This is a genomic window from Steroidobacter agaridevorans (assembly GCF_009932555.1).
Classification (GTDB): domain Bacteria; phylum Pseudomonadota; class Gammaproteobacteria; order Steroidobacterales; family Steroidobacteraceae; genus Steroidobacter; species Steroidobacter agaridevorans.
In genome coordinates this window covers 365,382-381,254 of sequence record NZ_BLJO01000005.1, presented here as the reverse complement: position 1 = coordinate 381,254, position 15,873 = coordinate 365,382, and the positions used below count along the sequence as shown (strand labels likewise).

Genomic DNA, 15,873 nt, shown 5'->3' with positions numbered 1-15,873 from the left:
AGCGGAGATTGGCAGGATGCGAGCCCCATGGCCGGTTGCGCTGGTTGCTTTGTCGCGCTCCGCATCCGCCCAAAATCTATGGACACTCCGGCAGACATCATCAGGCAAGCAGTCGCTTCGGATATCGCGGGCATGCATCGCGTGCGCATGTCCGTGCTCGAGAACCGCCTCGTGTCTCGACAGTTGTCCGAACAGGACTATCGGGTAGAGATCGAAACGACGGGCCGGGGCTGGGTGATCGAGCTGGAAGGAAACATCGTCGCTTTCGCTGTCGGCAACGCCGCGACCGGCGGTATTTGGGCGCTGTTCGTGGAGCCTGGGCATGAAGGCAAAGGCTACGGCCGCCAGCTGCACGACACGATGGTCGATTGGCTCCGGCAACAGGGCCAAGATCGTTTATGGCTGACGACCGGACCCGAGACTCGCGCCTCGCGTTTCTATGAAAGGGCAGGCTGGCGCCGAGTAGACGTGACGGGCGATGGTGAGTTGCGTTATGAGCTGCCGTGATAGGCGCAGGTGGCGGGCGCTGCTTGTCATCGTGCTTTTCAGTCCCGCGCTGCCGGCGGTGGCGCTGGAATATGCCTGTCTTCAGTACGGCCCGATCGACATCGCCGGCACCATCGTGCGACACACCTACGCGGGGCCGCCCGATTACGAGAGTGTGACCAAGGGCGACGAGCCGCGCACTGTCTGGGTGTTGCAGCTCGATGAGCGCATCTGCGTCGACGCCAACACTCGTTATCCGAGGGAAGTCATCCAGTTGGAGATCGAGCTGGCGCTGACGCCGGAGCAGTTCCAGCGCTACCGGGACCTCCTCGGGCAACGGGTCCGGGTGAGCGGCGAGCTCAAGCACGGCGGCGCCAACTATCAGAAGCGACTGGTCATCGACCCCAACGATATTGAAAAGACGCGCTTGCTGCCATAACTACAGCCTCATTCCGGCACAATAAGCGCACGCCGATGCCAGTTCGCGCGCGACATCGGGTGCACAATTCGCCAGTGAGGTTGGATGGATACGCTGCTGCACGTCATCGAGAGCTACGGCCTGTGGGTCGTGTTCTTTTGCGTGCTGCTGGATCAGGGCGGCCTGCCGTTTCCTTCGTATGCGCCGATGATCGTGACCGCCGCGCTCGCCACCGACAAACACGAGTCGCTGTGGCCGGTGTTGCTGGTCGCGACGCTGGCGGCGTTGCTCGCCGATCTGGCGTGGTTCGCGGGCGGGCGGCGCTTTGGCAACAAGCTGCTGCGCTTGATGTGCCGTGTCTCGTTGTCACCCGATTCATGTGTCGGCATGACTCGTAACATCTATGCGAAGTGGGGCGCGCCGTCGTTGATTCTTGCGAAATACATTCCGGGCTTCGCGGCGGTGTCGACGACACTCGCGGGCGAGTCGGGCACCAGTTGGCGGCGCTTCATTGTCTATGACGGCATCGGCGCCGCGCTCTGGGCTGCTGGTGCAATCGCGTTGGGCGCGATGTTTCACGAAGCCGTCGAGGCGTTGCTGGCGCAACTGGAGCAGCTGGGTCATCTCGCGCTGTTGTTGTTGATCGTCGCCATCGCGCTGTTCGTGTTGTTCAAGTGGTGGCAGCGCCAGAGATTCATGGCGCAGATCCGCATGTCGCGCATTTCCATCGATGAGCTGACGACGCTGCTCGACTCCGGCTCGGCCGCAACCATTCTGGATGTGCGCAGTCCGGAGCGCCGCGCGGCGTCCGGTTGGATTCCGGGAAGCATCAGCGTGCGCGACGTCTCCGACTTACGACTCGAGCCCGGCGAGGACGTCATCGTCTACTGCGATTGCCCGAACGACGCTTCGGCGGCCGTCGTGGCGAGAAAGCTTCAGGAGCTGGGTTTCAAGCGAGTCCGGCCGCTGGCCGGAGGTATCGAAGCCTGGCAGGCGCGCGGCCGGCCGATAGATCGTCAAGCGGCCGCAGCGGTTACTGCTGCGTGAGCTTGCCGACAGTGGTGCGATTTTTTTCGGCAGTGGCGAATTCGGCAGCGGACACGAAGCCGTCGCCGTCGGTGTCGAGCTCGGCGAAGGTCTCCGACAGCTTACGGTCGAAGCCGGCTTCCGAGCGGCTGATGCGATTGTCGCCATTGCGATCGAACGTGGCGAAGGAGCCGGAAACCGCGACCTTGTCCTTGGCGTCGTTGGCAAATACGCCGGCGGTCGCCAGCAGACACGCGCTACCTGCCAGCGCGGCAAAAATAAATTTCACTGTCATCGAAATGTCTCATCCGTTCGTGGTCGTGGCGTCCGCGGGCCCGCCACGCGTATTGCAAGTTATGCGCTATGAATGCTCACTGAATATGGCAGCCACGCATCCACCAGCGGCGAGATGTCGTCGATCGTCAACATAGAGCTTCGCTGTTGGAGCGCTGTGGAACGATTGAGTACGATCATGAATAAGTTCAGTTCCGTAAGCTCGGCTTCGTCAGGAGAATCTGTATGGCCAAAGAAAGTTCCAAGAAAAACGGCAGCAAAGGCAGCGCGGTTGCCATCGACATCGGCATCAGCGGTAAGGACCGGGAAAAGATTGCCGACGGCCTCGCCAAGGTGCTGGCCGATACCTACTCGCTGTATTTGAAAACGCACAATTTCCATTGGAACGTCGAAGGCCCGATGTTCAACACGCTGCACCTGATGTTCATGGAGCAGTACACGGAGTTGTGGAACGCGCTGGATGCGGTGGCCGAGCGCATTCGTTCGCTGGGTTACCCGGCGCCGGGCACCTACAGCCAATTCGCCCGTCTCACCTCGATCGAGGAGACCGAGGGCGTGCCGGAAGCAATGGATATGGTTCGGCTATTGGTTGCCGGTCACGAGGCGGTGGCGCGCACCGCTCGTGCGACCTTCCCAGCTGCGGAGAAAGGTGGCGATGAGTCGACCGCCGATCTGCTGACCCAGCGCTTGCAGGTGCACGAAAAGACCGCGTGGATGCTGCGCAGTCTGTTGAAGTGATCCGGCTCGGATCCGATCTGATTGCTGCGCGTCAGCGGGCGCGCAGCATCGCTTCGACGGCGTTCTGCGCGTCTTCGTCCAGTTCCTGGAAGCGCAGCGAAATCCGGAACCCATCCATTCCCACACAGGTACAGCAGACCACGCTGGTCCGCGCCTGTAACCGCACCGGGTTGCCGCTCACATAGGCGTCGACACGCACCAGCGCAGTCTCGCCTTCCCGAATCGTCCGATCCATGAGCAGGCCGACGCCGGTGTTGGAAATCTGAATGGCCTTGCCGGCCAGCACGGTGGCATGGCCCAGGCGCACGCTGGCCGGCCAGCGCATGGCCTTGATACGAGTCGCCCCAGCGTCGGAGGAGGGGCCCTGTGAGCTGAAAAAAGACTCCATGTCAGCCGTGTTGTTGGTTGTGGCAGGCGAGCGGGTAGTGGCTTACGTCACCCGGGATTCGGGGTAAAGCGTACCGCAGCCGTAGGAAAGTTAGCCCCCGTCCGTGCCGCTGCGGTTGCGGAACTGTGAACCGGCTCTCGTCGCCCCGTGAGGCGCCGCCAATGGCAGACAACGCGGGCGGGGTGAACGGGAGCGTCGCTGCGGGTTACTATGGGTAACTCCGGTTTACTGCCATGACCTCGAACTCCAAAGACAGCGCGGCCCAGCCCACCGCCGAGGCGCCAACCTCGGTCAATCGTCACGAGCGCGTGCTCGACGAGGCCGCTCGTCAATTGAATCAGAAGGGCGTGCTGCTCACCTCGCTAGCGGAAATTGCCGCGAAACTGGGCGTTACGCGTGGGGCGATGTACCACTACGTCGCCGATCGCGAGGACCTGGTGTTCCAGTGCTATCGCCGGGCGGCCGAGATCATTGCGCGCCACCTGCGGGAAGCCGAGCGCGTCGGCGGCACCTCGGCCAACATCCTGGTCGATTTCATCAGCCGCATGCTCGACCCGAAAGAGCCGGAAATCGCGGCCCGGGCCGAGATCGCGATGATGAACCAGACTCAGCGCGACACCATTCAGGGGCTGTACGACGCGCTGACCGCCCGCCTGGCGCACCTGCTCGAGACCGGGCACCGCGAAGGTGTCCTGCGAGCCTGCGATATCGAGGTGAACGCGCGAGTCATTCTCAGTCTGGTCACCTGGGCGCCGCTGGCTCGACCGTGGGCGCACGCCGTCGGTCCCATGGGCGCGGAACGGCTGCGGTCCGCGGTGATGGCGACTGTGCTCGAAGGATTTTCGACGCGGGCGGAGTTGCCGAATTATCAGCCTTTGGATCTTTCCGCGCTCGCGCCCCAAGTCGTGAGCGCGTTCGATCGAGATGCCGCGCTCGAGGCCAAGCGCGAAGCGCTGCTGCGAGCCGCGTCGCGTGCGTTCAATCGCAAGGGCATCGACGCAACCTCGCTCGAAGAGATCGCCGGCCAGTTGGGTACGACCAAGCGCACGTTCCATCATCACATCGGCAGCAAGCAGGAAGTGGTGTCGGCGTGCTACGAGCGCGCGTTTCGCATCTTTCTTTTTATCAAAGACCGCATGCTCGAATATTCGGGTACGCGGATGGAAGCGCTGTCGGCGTCGATGGATGCGTTGGCGCGCGCCTATCCCAACGAAGACTTGAATCCACTGTCGCCGCTCGTCGGGCACGGCGCGTTGTCGCCGGAAGGTCAGGCGAAGTTCGCGGTGCGCTCCGATCAGCTCGGCGACGCTTATCACGAGCTGATCCGTCAAGGCATGCGCGAAAGCACGATCAAGGATGTGGACGTGCATGCGCGCGCACTGATGCTGCCCGGCCTGCTCAGCTGGCTGGTCAAGGACGACGTGCCTACCGACCCACTACAACAGCAACACATCGCCCGCGAGATCGCCAACCTGGTCGCCGTGGGTCTCAAGGCGCGCTCATGAAAATCATCTATAGCGACCGTCACCGACTGCATGCCGGTGACAAGGAAATGTATCGTGGCCAGCTGGTGCCGTGCTTCGAGAAGCCAGAGCGCGCCGACTTCGTGTACGACGCGGTGAAAGCGCGCAACTTCGGGCCGATCCTCGAGCCGAAGGAATTTGCGGTCGCCGCCATCGAGCGGGTGCATGCGCCTCGCTACATTCGCTTTCTCGAAAAAGCGTGGGATCTGTGGAGCGCTCAGGGTTACACGAACGATGCGTTGCCGGCGGTGTGGCCAGTGCGCGGTCACCGCACTGACATCGAGCCCGATCACTTCGCCGGCAAGTTCGGTTTGTATTCCTACGACAGCGGCACGCCGTTTACGGCGGGCACCTGGGCAGCGGCAAAAACCGGCGCCGATATCGCGCTGACCGCGCAGCAGATCGTTGGTGGCGGTGAGCGCGCCGCGTTCGCGTTGTCGCGGCCGCCCGGGCACCACTCGGGGCCGGATTTTTTTGGCGGCTACTGCTTCGTCAATAACGCCGCGGTCGCGGCTCAGGCGTTCCGTGACAACGGCGCCAAGCGAGTCGTCGTGCTGGATGTGGACTATCACCACGGCAACGGCACGCAGACCATCTTCTACGATCGCAGCGACGTGATGTTCCTTTCCATCCATGGCGATCCGCGCACCGAGTATCCGTTCTTCCTCGGTCACGCGGACGAGACCGGGAGCGGCGAAGGTCTCGGCTACAACAAGAACTATCCATTGCCGGCCGGCAGCAGCAATGCGCTGTGGTTCGATGCGTTGGGCGATGCGGTCCGGCGCATCAACGAGTTCAAGCCGGACGCGCTGGTGATTTCACTGGGCGTCGACACCTTCGCCGACGATCCGATCTCCAAGTTCCAACTGCGCGAGCCGGAGTATCTGAAACTTGGCGCGCAGATCGCGGCGCTGAACCTGCCGACCGTGTTCATCCTCGAAGGCGGCTATGCCGTCGCCGAGATCGGTCACAACGTCGCGCACGTCCTGCAAGGTTTCGAAGACGCCGCAAAGTAAGAAATCATGTTTGCTCGCCAAGAGTAAACATGAACTGCGCGCCGGTGCGGCCGTCGCTGGCCGCCCAGATCTCGCCGCCGTGACGGTGCACGATACGCTGGACGGTGGCCAGGCCAATACCCACACCCGGGAACTGCCGAGCGTCGTGCAGGCGAGTGAACGGCTTGAACAGCCGGTCCGCTTGATTCGGATTGAAGCCCGCGCCGTTGTCCTGCACCCGATAAACGACCCGGCCCGCGCCGTCGACATAGGAGCTCAGCTCGATGCGGGCGCGCTCGCGTCTGGAGCTGTACTTCCAGGCATTCGACAGCAGATTTTCCAGCACCACGCTCATCAGCCCCGCATCTGCCGTCACCTTCAGACCCGGCGCGATGCTGACCTCGACATCCCGTTTCGGCTCGGCGTTGCGCAGCCGGGTCATGATCTTGCCGGCGATTTCACTGAGCTCGGTCGTCTGTAAATACAGCTCGGTGCGAGCGATGTGAGACAGGCGGAGCAAGTCGTCGATGAGCGAACCCATGCGCGCTGTGGAGTCTCGCAGTCGAGCGACCGACGATGCTGGCAGCACGCCGGCATGCTCGCGAGCCATATCCAGCTCCGCATTCATGATTCGCAGCGGCGCCCGCAGATCGTGCGATACCGCCGATGAAAACGCTTCGAGCTCCTGGTTCACCGTCTGCAACTCGCGCGTGCGCTCGCGGACCTGACGTTCCAGGTTTTGATAGACCTCGACGTTCTCCATCGCCACCGCGGTCGTGTTGGCCAGGGCTTCCAGGAGCATCAATTCCTGGGGTGTGCACTCGTGTTCACTCGCCCAATAGTTGCCGATGGCGCCGATGGGTGCGTAAGAGCGGATCGGCACCATCGCGAGGCTATGCACGAACGTCGGCCGATAGGCGGCGTGCGGGATGCGCGAGTCCTTATATATGTCGGGAATGACGGCGGACTGGCTGTTGAGCATGGCCCAGCCGCTGATGCAGGTCTCCAGCGGAAAGCGCTGGCCTTTCCACAGCGGCGAGATCGCGTCCTCGTCGACGTAGTAACAGTGTGCGCCATCGCGCAATACGAACGTCGCACCGTCGCAGCCGGTGAGCTGGCGGGCTGCCTTGCGAACGATGTCGACGATGGCGTCGAGCCCGCGAGCCAGAGACAGCTTCTGCACGACATCGACCAGCAACATCATCGCCGCTTGTGGAGGAGCGACCACCGGCGCGGGCGGTTTGATATTCCGGCGCAGTGCTGCACTCAGCTGCCAAAGATGATCCTTGAGCACGTAGTCGTTGGCGCCGGCCGCGAAGCTCGCCGCCACTTCGGATTCGAGCGCCGCCCCGGAACACACGATCACCGGCACATCGGGGTAGGCCGTCTTGGCTTCGAGGATCGCATCCTCGGCGCTGTAGCCCGGCAGATTGTTGTCGACCAGCACCACATCGAAGCCGCCGGCCTGCAAGGCGGCGGAATATTCGCTGGGACCGCGTGCTTGAATGAATGTCGCCGGGATGCCTTGTCGCTGAATGCCGCGCTCAATGATGAGCGCATCGCTCGGGTTGTCCTCGAGATGCAGGATCTTCATCTAACCTCTATTCCTCGCAGCCCCGGATGGGCGATCCAGGGAGTTTTCTAATACTGGCTGCGGTTGCGAATCTTCGCGACCGGCGCGAGCGCGGCGTGTGCGCTCGGTCACGATCGGAAGCAGAAGCGGCTAGGTATTTTCCGCGATCGTCAGTATCGCCACAGCACTCCTGCCGACGGGATCAGCGGCAGCCAGGAACTGAAGTCGCGGACGTAGCTGGTCGAGCCGTCCGCGTTCTGCCGCGGCTCATACTCCACGCAGCAAGGATTGTCCCGCGAAGTCGCGTTCGTCAGCTCGATGAAGACGTCCAGCGCGCCTCGCGGCATGAGGAACGTGCGAGTCAGCCGCATGTCCAGGGAATTGAAGTCCTCCAGACGGCTGCGATTGCGCACCGACACGTCGATGCGGGGCACTCCCGTGGTGGGATCTATCGGAAGTTCCGTGGTCGGCCAGCCGCTGTGAAAGCTGTTGATGACGGTGGCGGTCCACGGGCCACTCGCCCAGGTCACGCCGAGATTGATGGCATGTCGCTGGTCCCAGCTGCGCGGCACGTCTTCGCTGCCGATGCGATCCGTCACTTGTGACCACGTGTAGCTGAGCCAACCGCTCCAAGGGCCTCGCGGCCGCATCTGCATCAGTACTTCGATGCCCTCGGCGCGTGCGCCACGCGCGTCGACCTTGACGCGATCGAACTCCGCCTCCGGAAACAAGACCAGCGGATCCAACATGTTTTCGAAGCGCGGATTGAGCTCTCGATAGTATTTTCGATAAGCCTCGACGCGCAGATTGAACCCTTCGTCGAAAGCATGTTCGAGACTGGCGATGACGTGGTCCGCATGCTGCGCGGGATAGAACGTCGAAATGCCGTCTTCGACCTGCAGCTCGTTGATGCCCTGGGATTGGAAGAACCGTCCCCAGCCGGCGCGCAGCGTGGTGGCAGGCGAGAGTTGATAAAGCACGCTCAAGCGCGGGCTCACTTGTTCGCCATCGTCGCTGCCGTCATAAGTCTGCACATCGACGCGCAGGCCGGTCTCGATGGTCCAGCGCTGGCCGAGCGTCGTTCGCATGTCCCAATACGCCGAGTTCTCATAGCCCTCCGGCGCCGGCGAGGCGCGACGCGTAGTCACGGAGCCTGGCGAGCCAGGGAACGGATAGTCGGGCGAGACGGTGAGATCGAGCGAGTAGTCGTAGTCGCCCCACAGCTTGCGGATTTCACCGCCGAAGCGATGCGTGAATGCGCCGGTGTCCCAGGTGTTTTCCAAGCGCAGTCCGGCGATGTGAAAGGTTCGGTCGTCCTTCACCCGGCCGGAGCGTTGGCCGGGCTGCTCGACCGAGCCGCGCCGCTCGTTGACCAGGTCGGTGAATGATCCGATGACCCGGCTCGACAGGTCGGGCGACCAATCGTGCTCGAGCGTGAGCCAGAGATAGGCGTTGCGATACCTGGCGCGGGCCTGCTGAGTTCCATCGTCGCGCTTGGCGGTAATCTGATCGCCGGAGGCGAGTGCGTCGAAGGAAATGTGCGTGGAGTCGGTCAGCGCGTATTCGGCACGCGCGAACCCATCGGAATAGTCCGGCTTGCCGAAGTCCTCCTCCGCGAACTGCGCGAGATCGCCAAGGTTGCCGCGACGGGCGGAGATCAGCGCTCGGCCGCGGCCGTCGCCGAAGCCGGTCGCGGCGAGCGCGCTGGTATGAAAGAAGCTGATCCCGGCTTCGTAATAGCGCTCCGCCGGGCGAATGGTGCGCGCATCGATGATGGCACTCATGCGATCGCCGTACGGCGCAGGAAAGCCGCCCGAGTAGAACTCGATGCCGTCGATCAGGCGGGAGTCGAGCAAGCTGACCGGGCTGTAGAAATTCTTGAGATGAAACGGCTCGTACAACCGCAGCCCGTTCAGGAGAATGGCGGTCTCGTTCGGTTCGCCGCCGCGAATCGGCCCGAGACTCGATACACCGTTGGTCGCCGCGCCAGGCAACCTTTGCACGGCGCGCAATGTTTCATCCGCCAGGCGCGGCATCGCCTGCACTTCGTCCTGGGTCAGGAATTTTTTGGGCGCGATGTTATCGGTCGCCAGCACGTAACGGCTGGTTTGAACGACGACCTCTTCCAGCCGCTCGGGCTCCTGCTTTCGCGGCGGCGGCGGTCGCGTCGAAGCGTTGGATGAATCGCGGACCACTGCGTAAACGCGCGGCGCCGCCTCGGACAGCGACAATCCGTGCGCGGCCAGGATTTCCCGAGCCAGTTCCAGTCCACGAGTCGCGCCCGGTTCGGCCTCGACGCGCAGATTCGCCGGCACGATCTGGTCGTTGTAAATAAAGATCAGGCCCTGGGCGCGCAGATCCTTGAGCACATCGCCGACGTTACGGCCCTGCAGTTGCGCCAGCGCTGGGTGGCACATCAACAGTCCCGTCGACAGGCAGGCGACGCGCCGCAGCGCTGACTTCATTGCACTCCCATTGAGATCGAGGAGGCGCGGCATTCCACAGCCGGGCCTTGAAAGCGAAAGTGTACAGAGATAGCGAGACCGTCCATACGAGCATCGCACTCCACACATCGTGTGAAACGAAATGCGCGCCGCGCGACTGCTGAGCGATGCCGAACACCAGACCCATCGCCAGGCCGGCTGCCAGGCCGAAGCGCGCGGCTATTCGACTACGCTCGCGAAGCACGAAGTATAAGGCCAGCAGCGCGTAACCGGAGCTGGCATGCGCGGCGGGGAAGCAACGGGCGTGACGCAACGCTGCGGGACGATGCTCGAACAGATGAATGAACGGGAACGCCCCGCCAAACTCGGTCAGGTCGCGCGGGCAATCGACGTTGGTCAGCGATTTCAGCAGCCCGACCAGACCCACCGACAGCACGATCGAAACGAAGAAGTACAGAGCGGGTCTACGCAATTCGTGCAGTTGGGGATGCACCCAGGTCGCTATCCAAAGTCCCAGCGCCAGCGCCGCCACGCTGCGCATGAGCCAGGCGCCGTCACGGTGGATCAGCTCGTTGGTCCACCAACTGGTCGCGCCCAGCCAGCGCGAGTGAGCTTCGTCGAAGTACAGCGCATGCGCGATGGAGATATCGAGGCTGGTGCTGGCGAGCAGGGCGGCGAGCACTACAAACATCACCAAGGGCGCGCGCACGTGGCGCCAATAGAACATTGCAGTCGGCATGCTTCAGAAGGATTTCTTGGTTTCGATCAACAGTTGCAGGGAATCGATGTTGTCGGGTCGATTCAGCGGCATCGCCAGGTCGATGTGCAGGACGTTGCCGAGGCCGGAGCGGGCGCTGCCAAGCCGCAGACCGATGCCTACGTCCTGCAGCCAGCCTGCCGGCGGAGCGGCATATTCGTCCTGGCCCCACGCGCGACCGGCGTCGTAAAACACCGCGGCGCCGACGTTGAACAGCTTCAGCGGCTGCCATGAGCTGTAGAAACGTTCTTCCAGCGTCAGCAGCGCATTGGTCTTGCCCGCCTGATAGCGCAGGGGGTAGCCGCGCAGTCCATTGTCACCGCCGAGCAGGAGTTGATTCTCCGGGTCCAGGTGTGACGTGATCGATCCCGAGATCGACGCGAAGAACACGCGTCGTTCGGACTGACGCAGATACAACCGGCTGCTGGCGTCGAGCACGGCGTCGTGGAGCGAACCGTCTTCCAGGCGTCCGCGCCAGCCCAGGCCGTTGATGAGATAGCGCTCGTGACCGAGATCGGCGCCCGCCTGCAACACGCCGTTCAAGATGAAGGCGTCGCGCGTCGAGCCAAAGGCGGTGCTTGCGAAGCCGGCTTCGAGACGGGCGCTACGGCCCAGATGGAGATCTTCGGTCCGGCCGATCTGATCGAGATTGCGGGTGCTCAGATAGCTGTCCTGGAGCACTTCGATGCCGACCCAGGGATAGGCCACGGTGCGATCGTCCGGAATCGCCACGTCGGGCTCGTTCAAGCGCGTCGCGAATGCGCGCGCGTCGTAGCGAAAGCCGCCGAGATACCGCACGGTCCAGCCATCGTGCAGGCCGGAAGAAATACCGCCGCCGATGTCGAACTGCCGTTCCTGCATGTCGTAGCGTTCGATGCGCTTGCCGAGCGAGTAGCGCGAGATCGCACTGTCGACGTCGGAGGCGCCCAGGTTCGCGCTCCAGCGGGAATCGAGCGCGTAGAACGGCCGGGACAAACCGATTGCCTGCTCCGCGCCGTCGCTCATGGATGAGTAGGCGGTGGAGAGCGTCCACCAGCTGCCGAACAGATGAGGATCGGTGTAAGTCAGGCGCCAGGCAGTGCGATCGACGTCGTTGGTGCGCTCCGCTGCGATCTGTTTGCCCAAGCCGAGGAAATTGGTGTCCTCGAATTCCAGGCGCGTCTTGTTCTCGCCGCCCTTGCGGCCGAAGGAAAAGCCGGGACTCAACGTCCACACGTCATGAACGCGCACCTCGACGTCGACGGTGTTGTCCTCGTTGTAACGGATCACGTTGACGGAGGCTTCGTTGAAATAGCGCTGATGGCGGAGCATGCGCGCGGTCTCGTCGAGCACGCGGCGGTGAAAGGGCTCGCCGCTTCGGAACAGCAACTGCTGACGCACCGTCTCGCTATGCGTGGAGACATGCAAGCCATTGACCATGCGATAGGGCGCCGACAACGACTCGGTATCTTCGAACACGTCGTCGATTCGAATGTCGATACGCCCGATGCTGGCGCCGCGTTGCTCGAGCTCGGCATCCGAGGGGAGCAGTGACTGGTCCAGAGCGGTCCTGCCAGGAAGCATCGCGACCAGCGCATCGGCGGCGTGAACCAGCGGTGCGGCGAGCAGCGTCGACGCGGCGGTCGTAACGGCAATCCTGGTGAAACATTTCATCGCGCCCCCATCGCCGCCGTATTCGGCCGCGATGATTCGCGTCCGGCTCGGCGCTCAGTGGGTTTGACGCGTGGCTGCGCTCGAATCAATCGGCGTGAGCTCGATGCCGATCTCGGTCGCGTCTGTTCGATAGCGACGCAGCTGGGTTGTCGCAAGCACGGTGGTCAAAGCTACGTCGGCATCGAGGCCCGCGATGGAGCCGCGCAGCTTCACGGCTTCCGCAGCCGCTTCGGCTTGCGGCGTGGAGTAAACGACGTGCCGACCGGTCTCACGGGCGATCCACTGCAGGAAAGCTGCGAGCGACTGGTTGTCGATGTCGAAAACGGGAGCGGCTTCCAGGGTCCATTGCCAGTGAGGATCGCTGGCCGCGAGCGAGGTCCGGGTGAGATTGCCGCTGGTCGTCAGCCGCAGCACCTGACCGGCTTCGCCGGTGTTCGAGGTCGAAGCGTTGCTGACAAGCACGCGGCCTTCGCGCACGCTGACCACCATGGCGTCGGCGTGGGTCCGCACTTCGTACTGAGTGCCGACGTGCTGGACCGATCCCGCAGTCGTGTCGATCGTCAGAGCGTTGGCGCTGCCGACGCCAGGAGGCGCATCGATATACACAGCGCCCGACGCCAGCGTGACTCGATCGGTCGCGGCCACGGTGAGCCGGGTATCGTGATCGAGCCGCAACGACAATCCGTCAGGGAATGAAACGGCGGCGCGCGATCGGGCATCGGTTTGCATGGTGTCGCCGACGCGAATGAGCTGCCCGACGTCGCGAGCTTCGACCGCCGTGTCGCCGGTGCTTGCCAGCAGGCGCCCATCGACGCTTGCGATGCTGGCGAATTGCTCGGGCCCGGGCGCCATGAATCGATATGCGAAAGTGGTGACCAATACAGCGAGCACCACACCCGCGGCGAGCCGCCAGGCAACGACGCGTTGCTGCCGCCGGCGTTGTTGCACGATGGTGAGCCATTCGGCGTGCACGGCCGACATGACCTCGCTCGTTGCGGAGGCGGAAGGCTCGTCGCGCGCGCCAACCTCTCGAAGCAACGCTTCGATGCTGGCGTCGTTAGACTCGGGTTCGTCTCGTACCGTCGTCATGGCGCTACTTTCTCATACCGGCGAGCACATCGCTCGCAGTCGAACCGAAAACCGTTTCCAATGCCTCGCGGAATGCCGTGCGGGCGCGGGCCAGCAGCGATTGCGCCGCTATGTGCCCCACGCCGAGCAGATCGCCGATCTCCTCGACGCTGCGTCCCTCGATATATTTCCATTCCAGCACATCGCCGTAGCGTGCCGGCAACCGATCGAGCACCGACTGCACCAGGCGGCGCGCTTCGGCGTTGCTATAGCCCTGCATGGGCTCGTCCGAGGCCGGCGCGGCGATGGATTCCAGCGCTTCGCGCAGGCCCGGAGTGTCGTCGATCAGCACTACATTCTCATGGTGGCGCTTGTGAGCGCGCAGGTAATCGACGATCTGGCGGCGACAGATCTGGCACAACCAGCTGAAAAGCGCCGCCTCGCCGCGAAAGCCGGCCAGGCCGCGCATGGCTTTGACCAAGGTTGCTTGCACCACTTCTTTGCAGGCCTCGGCATCGTTACCCAGCCGCGGCAGCGCGAACCGGTAGACACGCGGGAAATAAGTCTCGAAAAACCGGCGAAAAGCGGCCTCGTCCCCGCGCAACATGGCGGCGATCAATACGCTGTCGGTGCTTGGTTCGGAGCTCACTTCAACCAGTAGGACGGATACCGTCGATAAATCAATCGTCGCTATTCGCTGCCACCTCCGCGGCGGCAGCCGGCGATCAGGTCCAGGCGCCGATCATAAGCCTGGTTGCGCAACTCGGCCGCCCCCAGCACCGTGTGGTAGAAAAAATCATGACTCACGGGCAGTTTGGCCTCGGTGCGCAGGCAGTCCGGCTGGACGTGCGCGCGTCGGACATAACCTTCGGAGGTCCACAGCAGCATGGGCACCTCTTTCTGGGCCGCCGGGGCGAAGGCGTAGGGCATGCCGTGTAAGTAGATGCCGTTCTCGCCCAACGATTCGCCATGATCGGAAACATAGATCAGCACACTGTCGACCCGTGAGCTGGCCTCCCGGAGCAGCCTGATCTGGCTGGCCAGCACATGATCGGTGTACGCGATCGTGTTGTCGTACGCGTTGGCGATTTCCTGCTGGCTGCAATGCTGGAGCTGATTGGAACGGCACGCCGGCTGGAATTTCTCGAACCGCGGCGGATAGCGTTCCGAGTAGAACGGACCGTGACTGCCTTTCTGATGAAACACGATCACGGTGTCGCGCTCGATCTTGCGTAAGGTTTCCGGCAGGTCCTCGAGCATGACGGCATCGAAGCAGTTCGAGTCGTGGCAATACTTCGGATCGGGCTGCCGGTTGTAGTCGATGTTGGTCACGCGCGCGCAGACGCCTTTGCAACCGGAGTTGTTATCGCGCCATTGCACGTCGAAGCCGGCCTGGACCAGCGAATCGAGCAGGTTCTTGTAGCGGCCGGCCGCATCGACTTTGAACGCGGTGCGCGGCAGGTGCGAGAACAGACAGGGCACGGAGATCGCCGTCGACGTGCCGCACGACGAGGTGTTCGAGAAATAGGTCAGCCCGGAGATCTGCGCGAGCTCGGGGTTGGTCTCGCGCGCATATCCGCCAAGCTGGAAGTTCGCGGCACGCGCCGTTTCGCCGATCACCAGGAACAACACCAGCGGTTTGGCTGCAGGCGCGGCTGTGCGCTCGATCTTGCCGGCGGGATCGATCAGCGGCGCGTTGGCGTTCGTCTTGTTGCTGCCGGCAACCAGGCCGACCATGCTGACGATCGGCGCCATCGGATTGAGGGTGTAACGAACCGGCTTGTGCTCGCGAAAGAAGGTGGCGTAGTCGGCCGAGCTGGCAAACATCCCCGCGACCGCTACGCCGAGTGCGACAACAACAGCTATTGCGCGTTGACCTATTTGAGTGCGCCAGCTCGTTTCCGGCAAACGCACCCGCCATACCAGCAGGGCCGGGACGATTCCGAGCAGCACACCATGCAGAGCGATGTCTGCGTTCAACAGTGCTGCGACTTCGGCGTGGTCGGTCTGGAGCACGTTGCGCATCATCTCCTGGTTCATGATGGCGCCATACTCGCTCATGAAATACGCGCTGAACGCAGCGATGACGAACATCGCGCTGGCGGCGGCGCGCATTACCCCGCGAGTCGGCGACAAGAGCAGCAGCAGTGCCAGCACGACCCAGGCGAGCACGAACAGAGACGCCATGAACAGCACCGCGCCTGCGCTCGGATGCCACATGGCCGCGGCCGACAGCTCCCAGAAGCGGACGTTGTACAGCGCCAGCCAAATGAATGACACGCCGAATGCGAACGTGACATCGGAGGAGCAGGGAATGCCAGCGGCCCAACGCTCGCGAAGCCGTAGGGATAAGGGGAGCGGCGCGGCCGGAAGGTGTTGTGTGTGCATCGACCGTTGGACGGCCGGCCGCGCTGCGCCCAATCGAAAATAAATTTGCGCCGAACGCGATTGGTTTTTTCCACAAGTCTCGTCCAACACCAATTTGCGGCGGCTTAGGCATAATCGCCGCA

Annotated in this window: 15 protein-coding genes; 6 read left to right on the top strand and 9 right to left on the bottom strand. The window is 63.1% G+C overall.

Features of this window, described 5'->3' with window-relative positions; all coding sequences use genetic code 11:
* Positions 1 to 78 precede the first annotated feature (78 nt).
* From GYH35_RS19770 to GYH35_RS19760, 3 genes are all read left to right on the top strand, one after another.
* A complete protein-coding gene (locus GYH35_RS19770; protein ID WP_161812813.1) occupies positions 79 to 507 on the top strand; it encodes a GNAT family N-acetyltransferase in 429 nt (142 codons plus the stop codon).
* Between the two features lie 31 nt (positions 508 to 538).
* The gene (locus GYH35_RS19765; protein ID WP_161812814.1) at positions 539 to 925 is read left to right on the top strand and encodes a DUF4431 domain-containing protein; all 387 of its coding nucleotides are present in this window, start codon (positions 539 to 541) and stop codon (positions 923 to 925) included.
* An 84-nt stretch (positions 926 to 1,009) separates the two neighbouring features.
* Complete coding sequence (locus tag GYH35_RS19760; RefSeq protein ID WP_161812815.1) at positions 1,010 to 1,951, top strand: rhodanese-like domain-containing protein; 942 nt, start codon at positions 1,010 to 1,012, stop codon at positions 1,949 to 1,951.
* Here GYH35_RS19760 and GYH35_RS19755 read toward each other — a convergent pair.
* Positions 1,938 to 2,225, bottom strand: a complete 288-nt coding sequence (locus tag GYH35_RS19755) for an EF-hand domain-containing protein (RefSeq protein ID WP_161813507.1) — start codon at positions 2,223 to 2,225, stop codon at positions 1,938 to 1,940. The two genes, GYH35_RS19760 and GYH35_RS19755, sit on opposite strands and share 14 nt — an antisense overlap.
* Positions 2,226 to 2,449: 224 nt before the next feature.
* On the opposite strand from GYH35_RS19755, the gene GYH35_RS19750 reads away from it, so the two are divergent.
* A complete protein-coding gene (locus tag GYH35_RS19750) occupies positions 2,450 to 2,962 on the top strand; it encodes a Dps family protein (protein ID WP_161812816.1) in 513 nt (170 codons plus the stop codon).
* Between the two features lie 31 nt (positions 2,963 to 2,993).
* Here GYH35_RS19750 and GYH35_RS19745 read toward each other — a convergent pair whose 3' ends face one another.
* Entirely contained in the window at positions 2,994 to 3,287 is a 294-nt protein-coding gene (locus tag GYH35_RS19745) for a PilZ domain-containing protein (RefSeq protein ID WP_161812817.1), read from the bottom strand.
* Between the two features lie 296 nt (positions 3,288 to 3,583).
* On the opposite strand from GYH35_RS19745, the gene GYH35_RS19740 reads away from it, so the two are divergent.
* Positions 3,584 to 4,855: a TetR/AcrR family transcriptional regulator gene (locus GYH35_RS19740; RefSeq protein ID WP_161812818.1), complete on the top strand. Its 1,272-nt coding sequence runs from the start codon at positions 3,584 to 3,586 to the stop codon at positions 4,853 to 4,855.
* The gene (locus GYH35_RS19735) at positions 4,852 to 5,889 is read left to right on the top strand and encodes a histone deacetylase family protein (RefSeq protein WP_161812819.1); all 1,038 of its coding nucleotides are present in this window, start codon (positions 4,852 to 4,854) and stop codon (positions 5,887 to 5,889) included. Before GYH35_RS19740 ends, GYH35_RS19735 begins: the two co-directional genes overlap by 4 nt.
* A gap of 4 nt (positions 5,890 to 5,893) precedes the next feature.
* Here GYH35_RS19735 and GYH35_RS19730 read toward each other — a convergent pair whose 3' ends face one another.
* The 7 genes from GYH35_RS19730 to GYH35_RS19700 all read right to left on the bottom strand — a co-directional run bounded on the left by GYH35_RS19730 (position 5,894) and on the right by GYH35_RS19700 (position 15,643).
* Complete coding sequence (locus tag GYH35_RS19730) at positions 5,894 to 7,462, bottom strand: ATP-binding protein (protein WP_161812820.1); 1,569 nt, start codon at positions 7,460 to 7,462, stop codon at positions 5,894 to 5,896.
* A gap of 149 nt (positions 7,463 to 7,611) precedes the next feature.
* The gene (locus GYH35_RS19725) at positions 7,612 to 9,906 is read right to left on the bottom strand and encodes a TonB-dependent receptor plug domain-containing protein (protein WP_161812821.1); all 2,295 of its coding nucleotides are present in this window, start codon (positions 9,904 to 9,906) and stop codon (positions 7,612 to 7,614) included.
* Positions 9,821 to 10,624: a phosphatase PAP2 family protein gene (locus GYH35_RS19720; RefSeq protein WP_161812822.1), complete on the bottom strand. Its 804-nt coding sequence runs from the start codon at positions 10,622 to 10,624 to the stop codon at positions 9,821 to 9,823. The genes GYH35_RS19725 and GYH35_RS19720 overlap by 86 nt, the downstream gene beginning before the upstream one ends.
* A gap of 3 nt (positions 10,625 to 10,627) precedes the next feature.
* Complete coding sequence (locus GYH35_RS19715) at positions 10,628 to 12,295, bottom strand: BamA/TamA family outer membrane protein (RefSeq protein WP_161812823.1); 1,668 nt, start codon at positions 12,293 to 12,295, stop codon at positions 10,628 to 10,630.
* A gap of 54 nt (positions 12,296 to 12,349) precedes the next feature.
* Positions 12,350 to 13,384, bottom strand: a complete 1,035-nt coding sequence (locus tag GYH35_RS19710) for a FecR domain-containing protein (protein ID WP_161812824.1) — start codon at positions 13,382 to 13,384, stop codon at positions 12,350 to 12,352.
* Between the two features lie 4 nt (positions 13,385 to 13,388).
* Entirely contained in the window at positions 13,389 to 14,012 is a 624-nt protein-coding gene (locus GYH35_RS19705; RefSeq protein WP_161829293.1) for an RNA polymerase sigma factor, read from the bottom strand.
* 41 nt (positions 14,013 to 14,053) lie between these two features.
* Positions 14,054 to 15,643, bottom strand: a complete 1,590-nt coding sequence (locus GYH35_RS19700) for a phosphoethanolamine transferase (RefSeq protein WP_161812826.1) — start codon at positions 15,641 to 15,643, stop codon at positions 14,054 to 14,056.
* Positions 15,644 to 15,873: the final 230 nt, after the last annotated feature.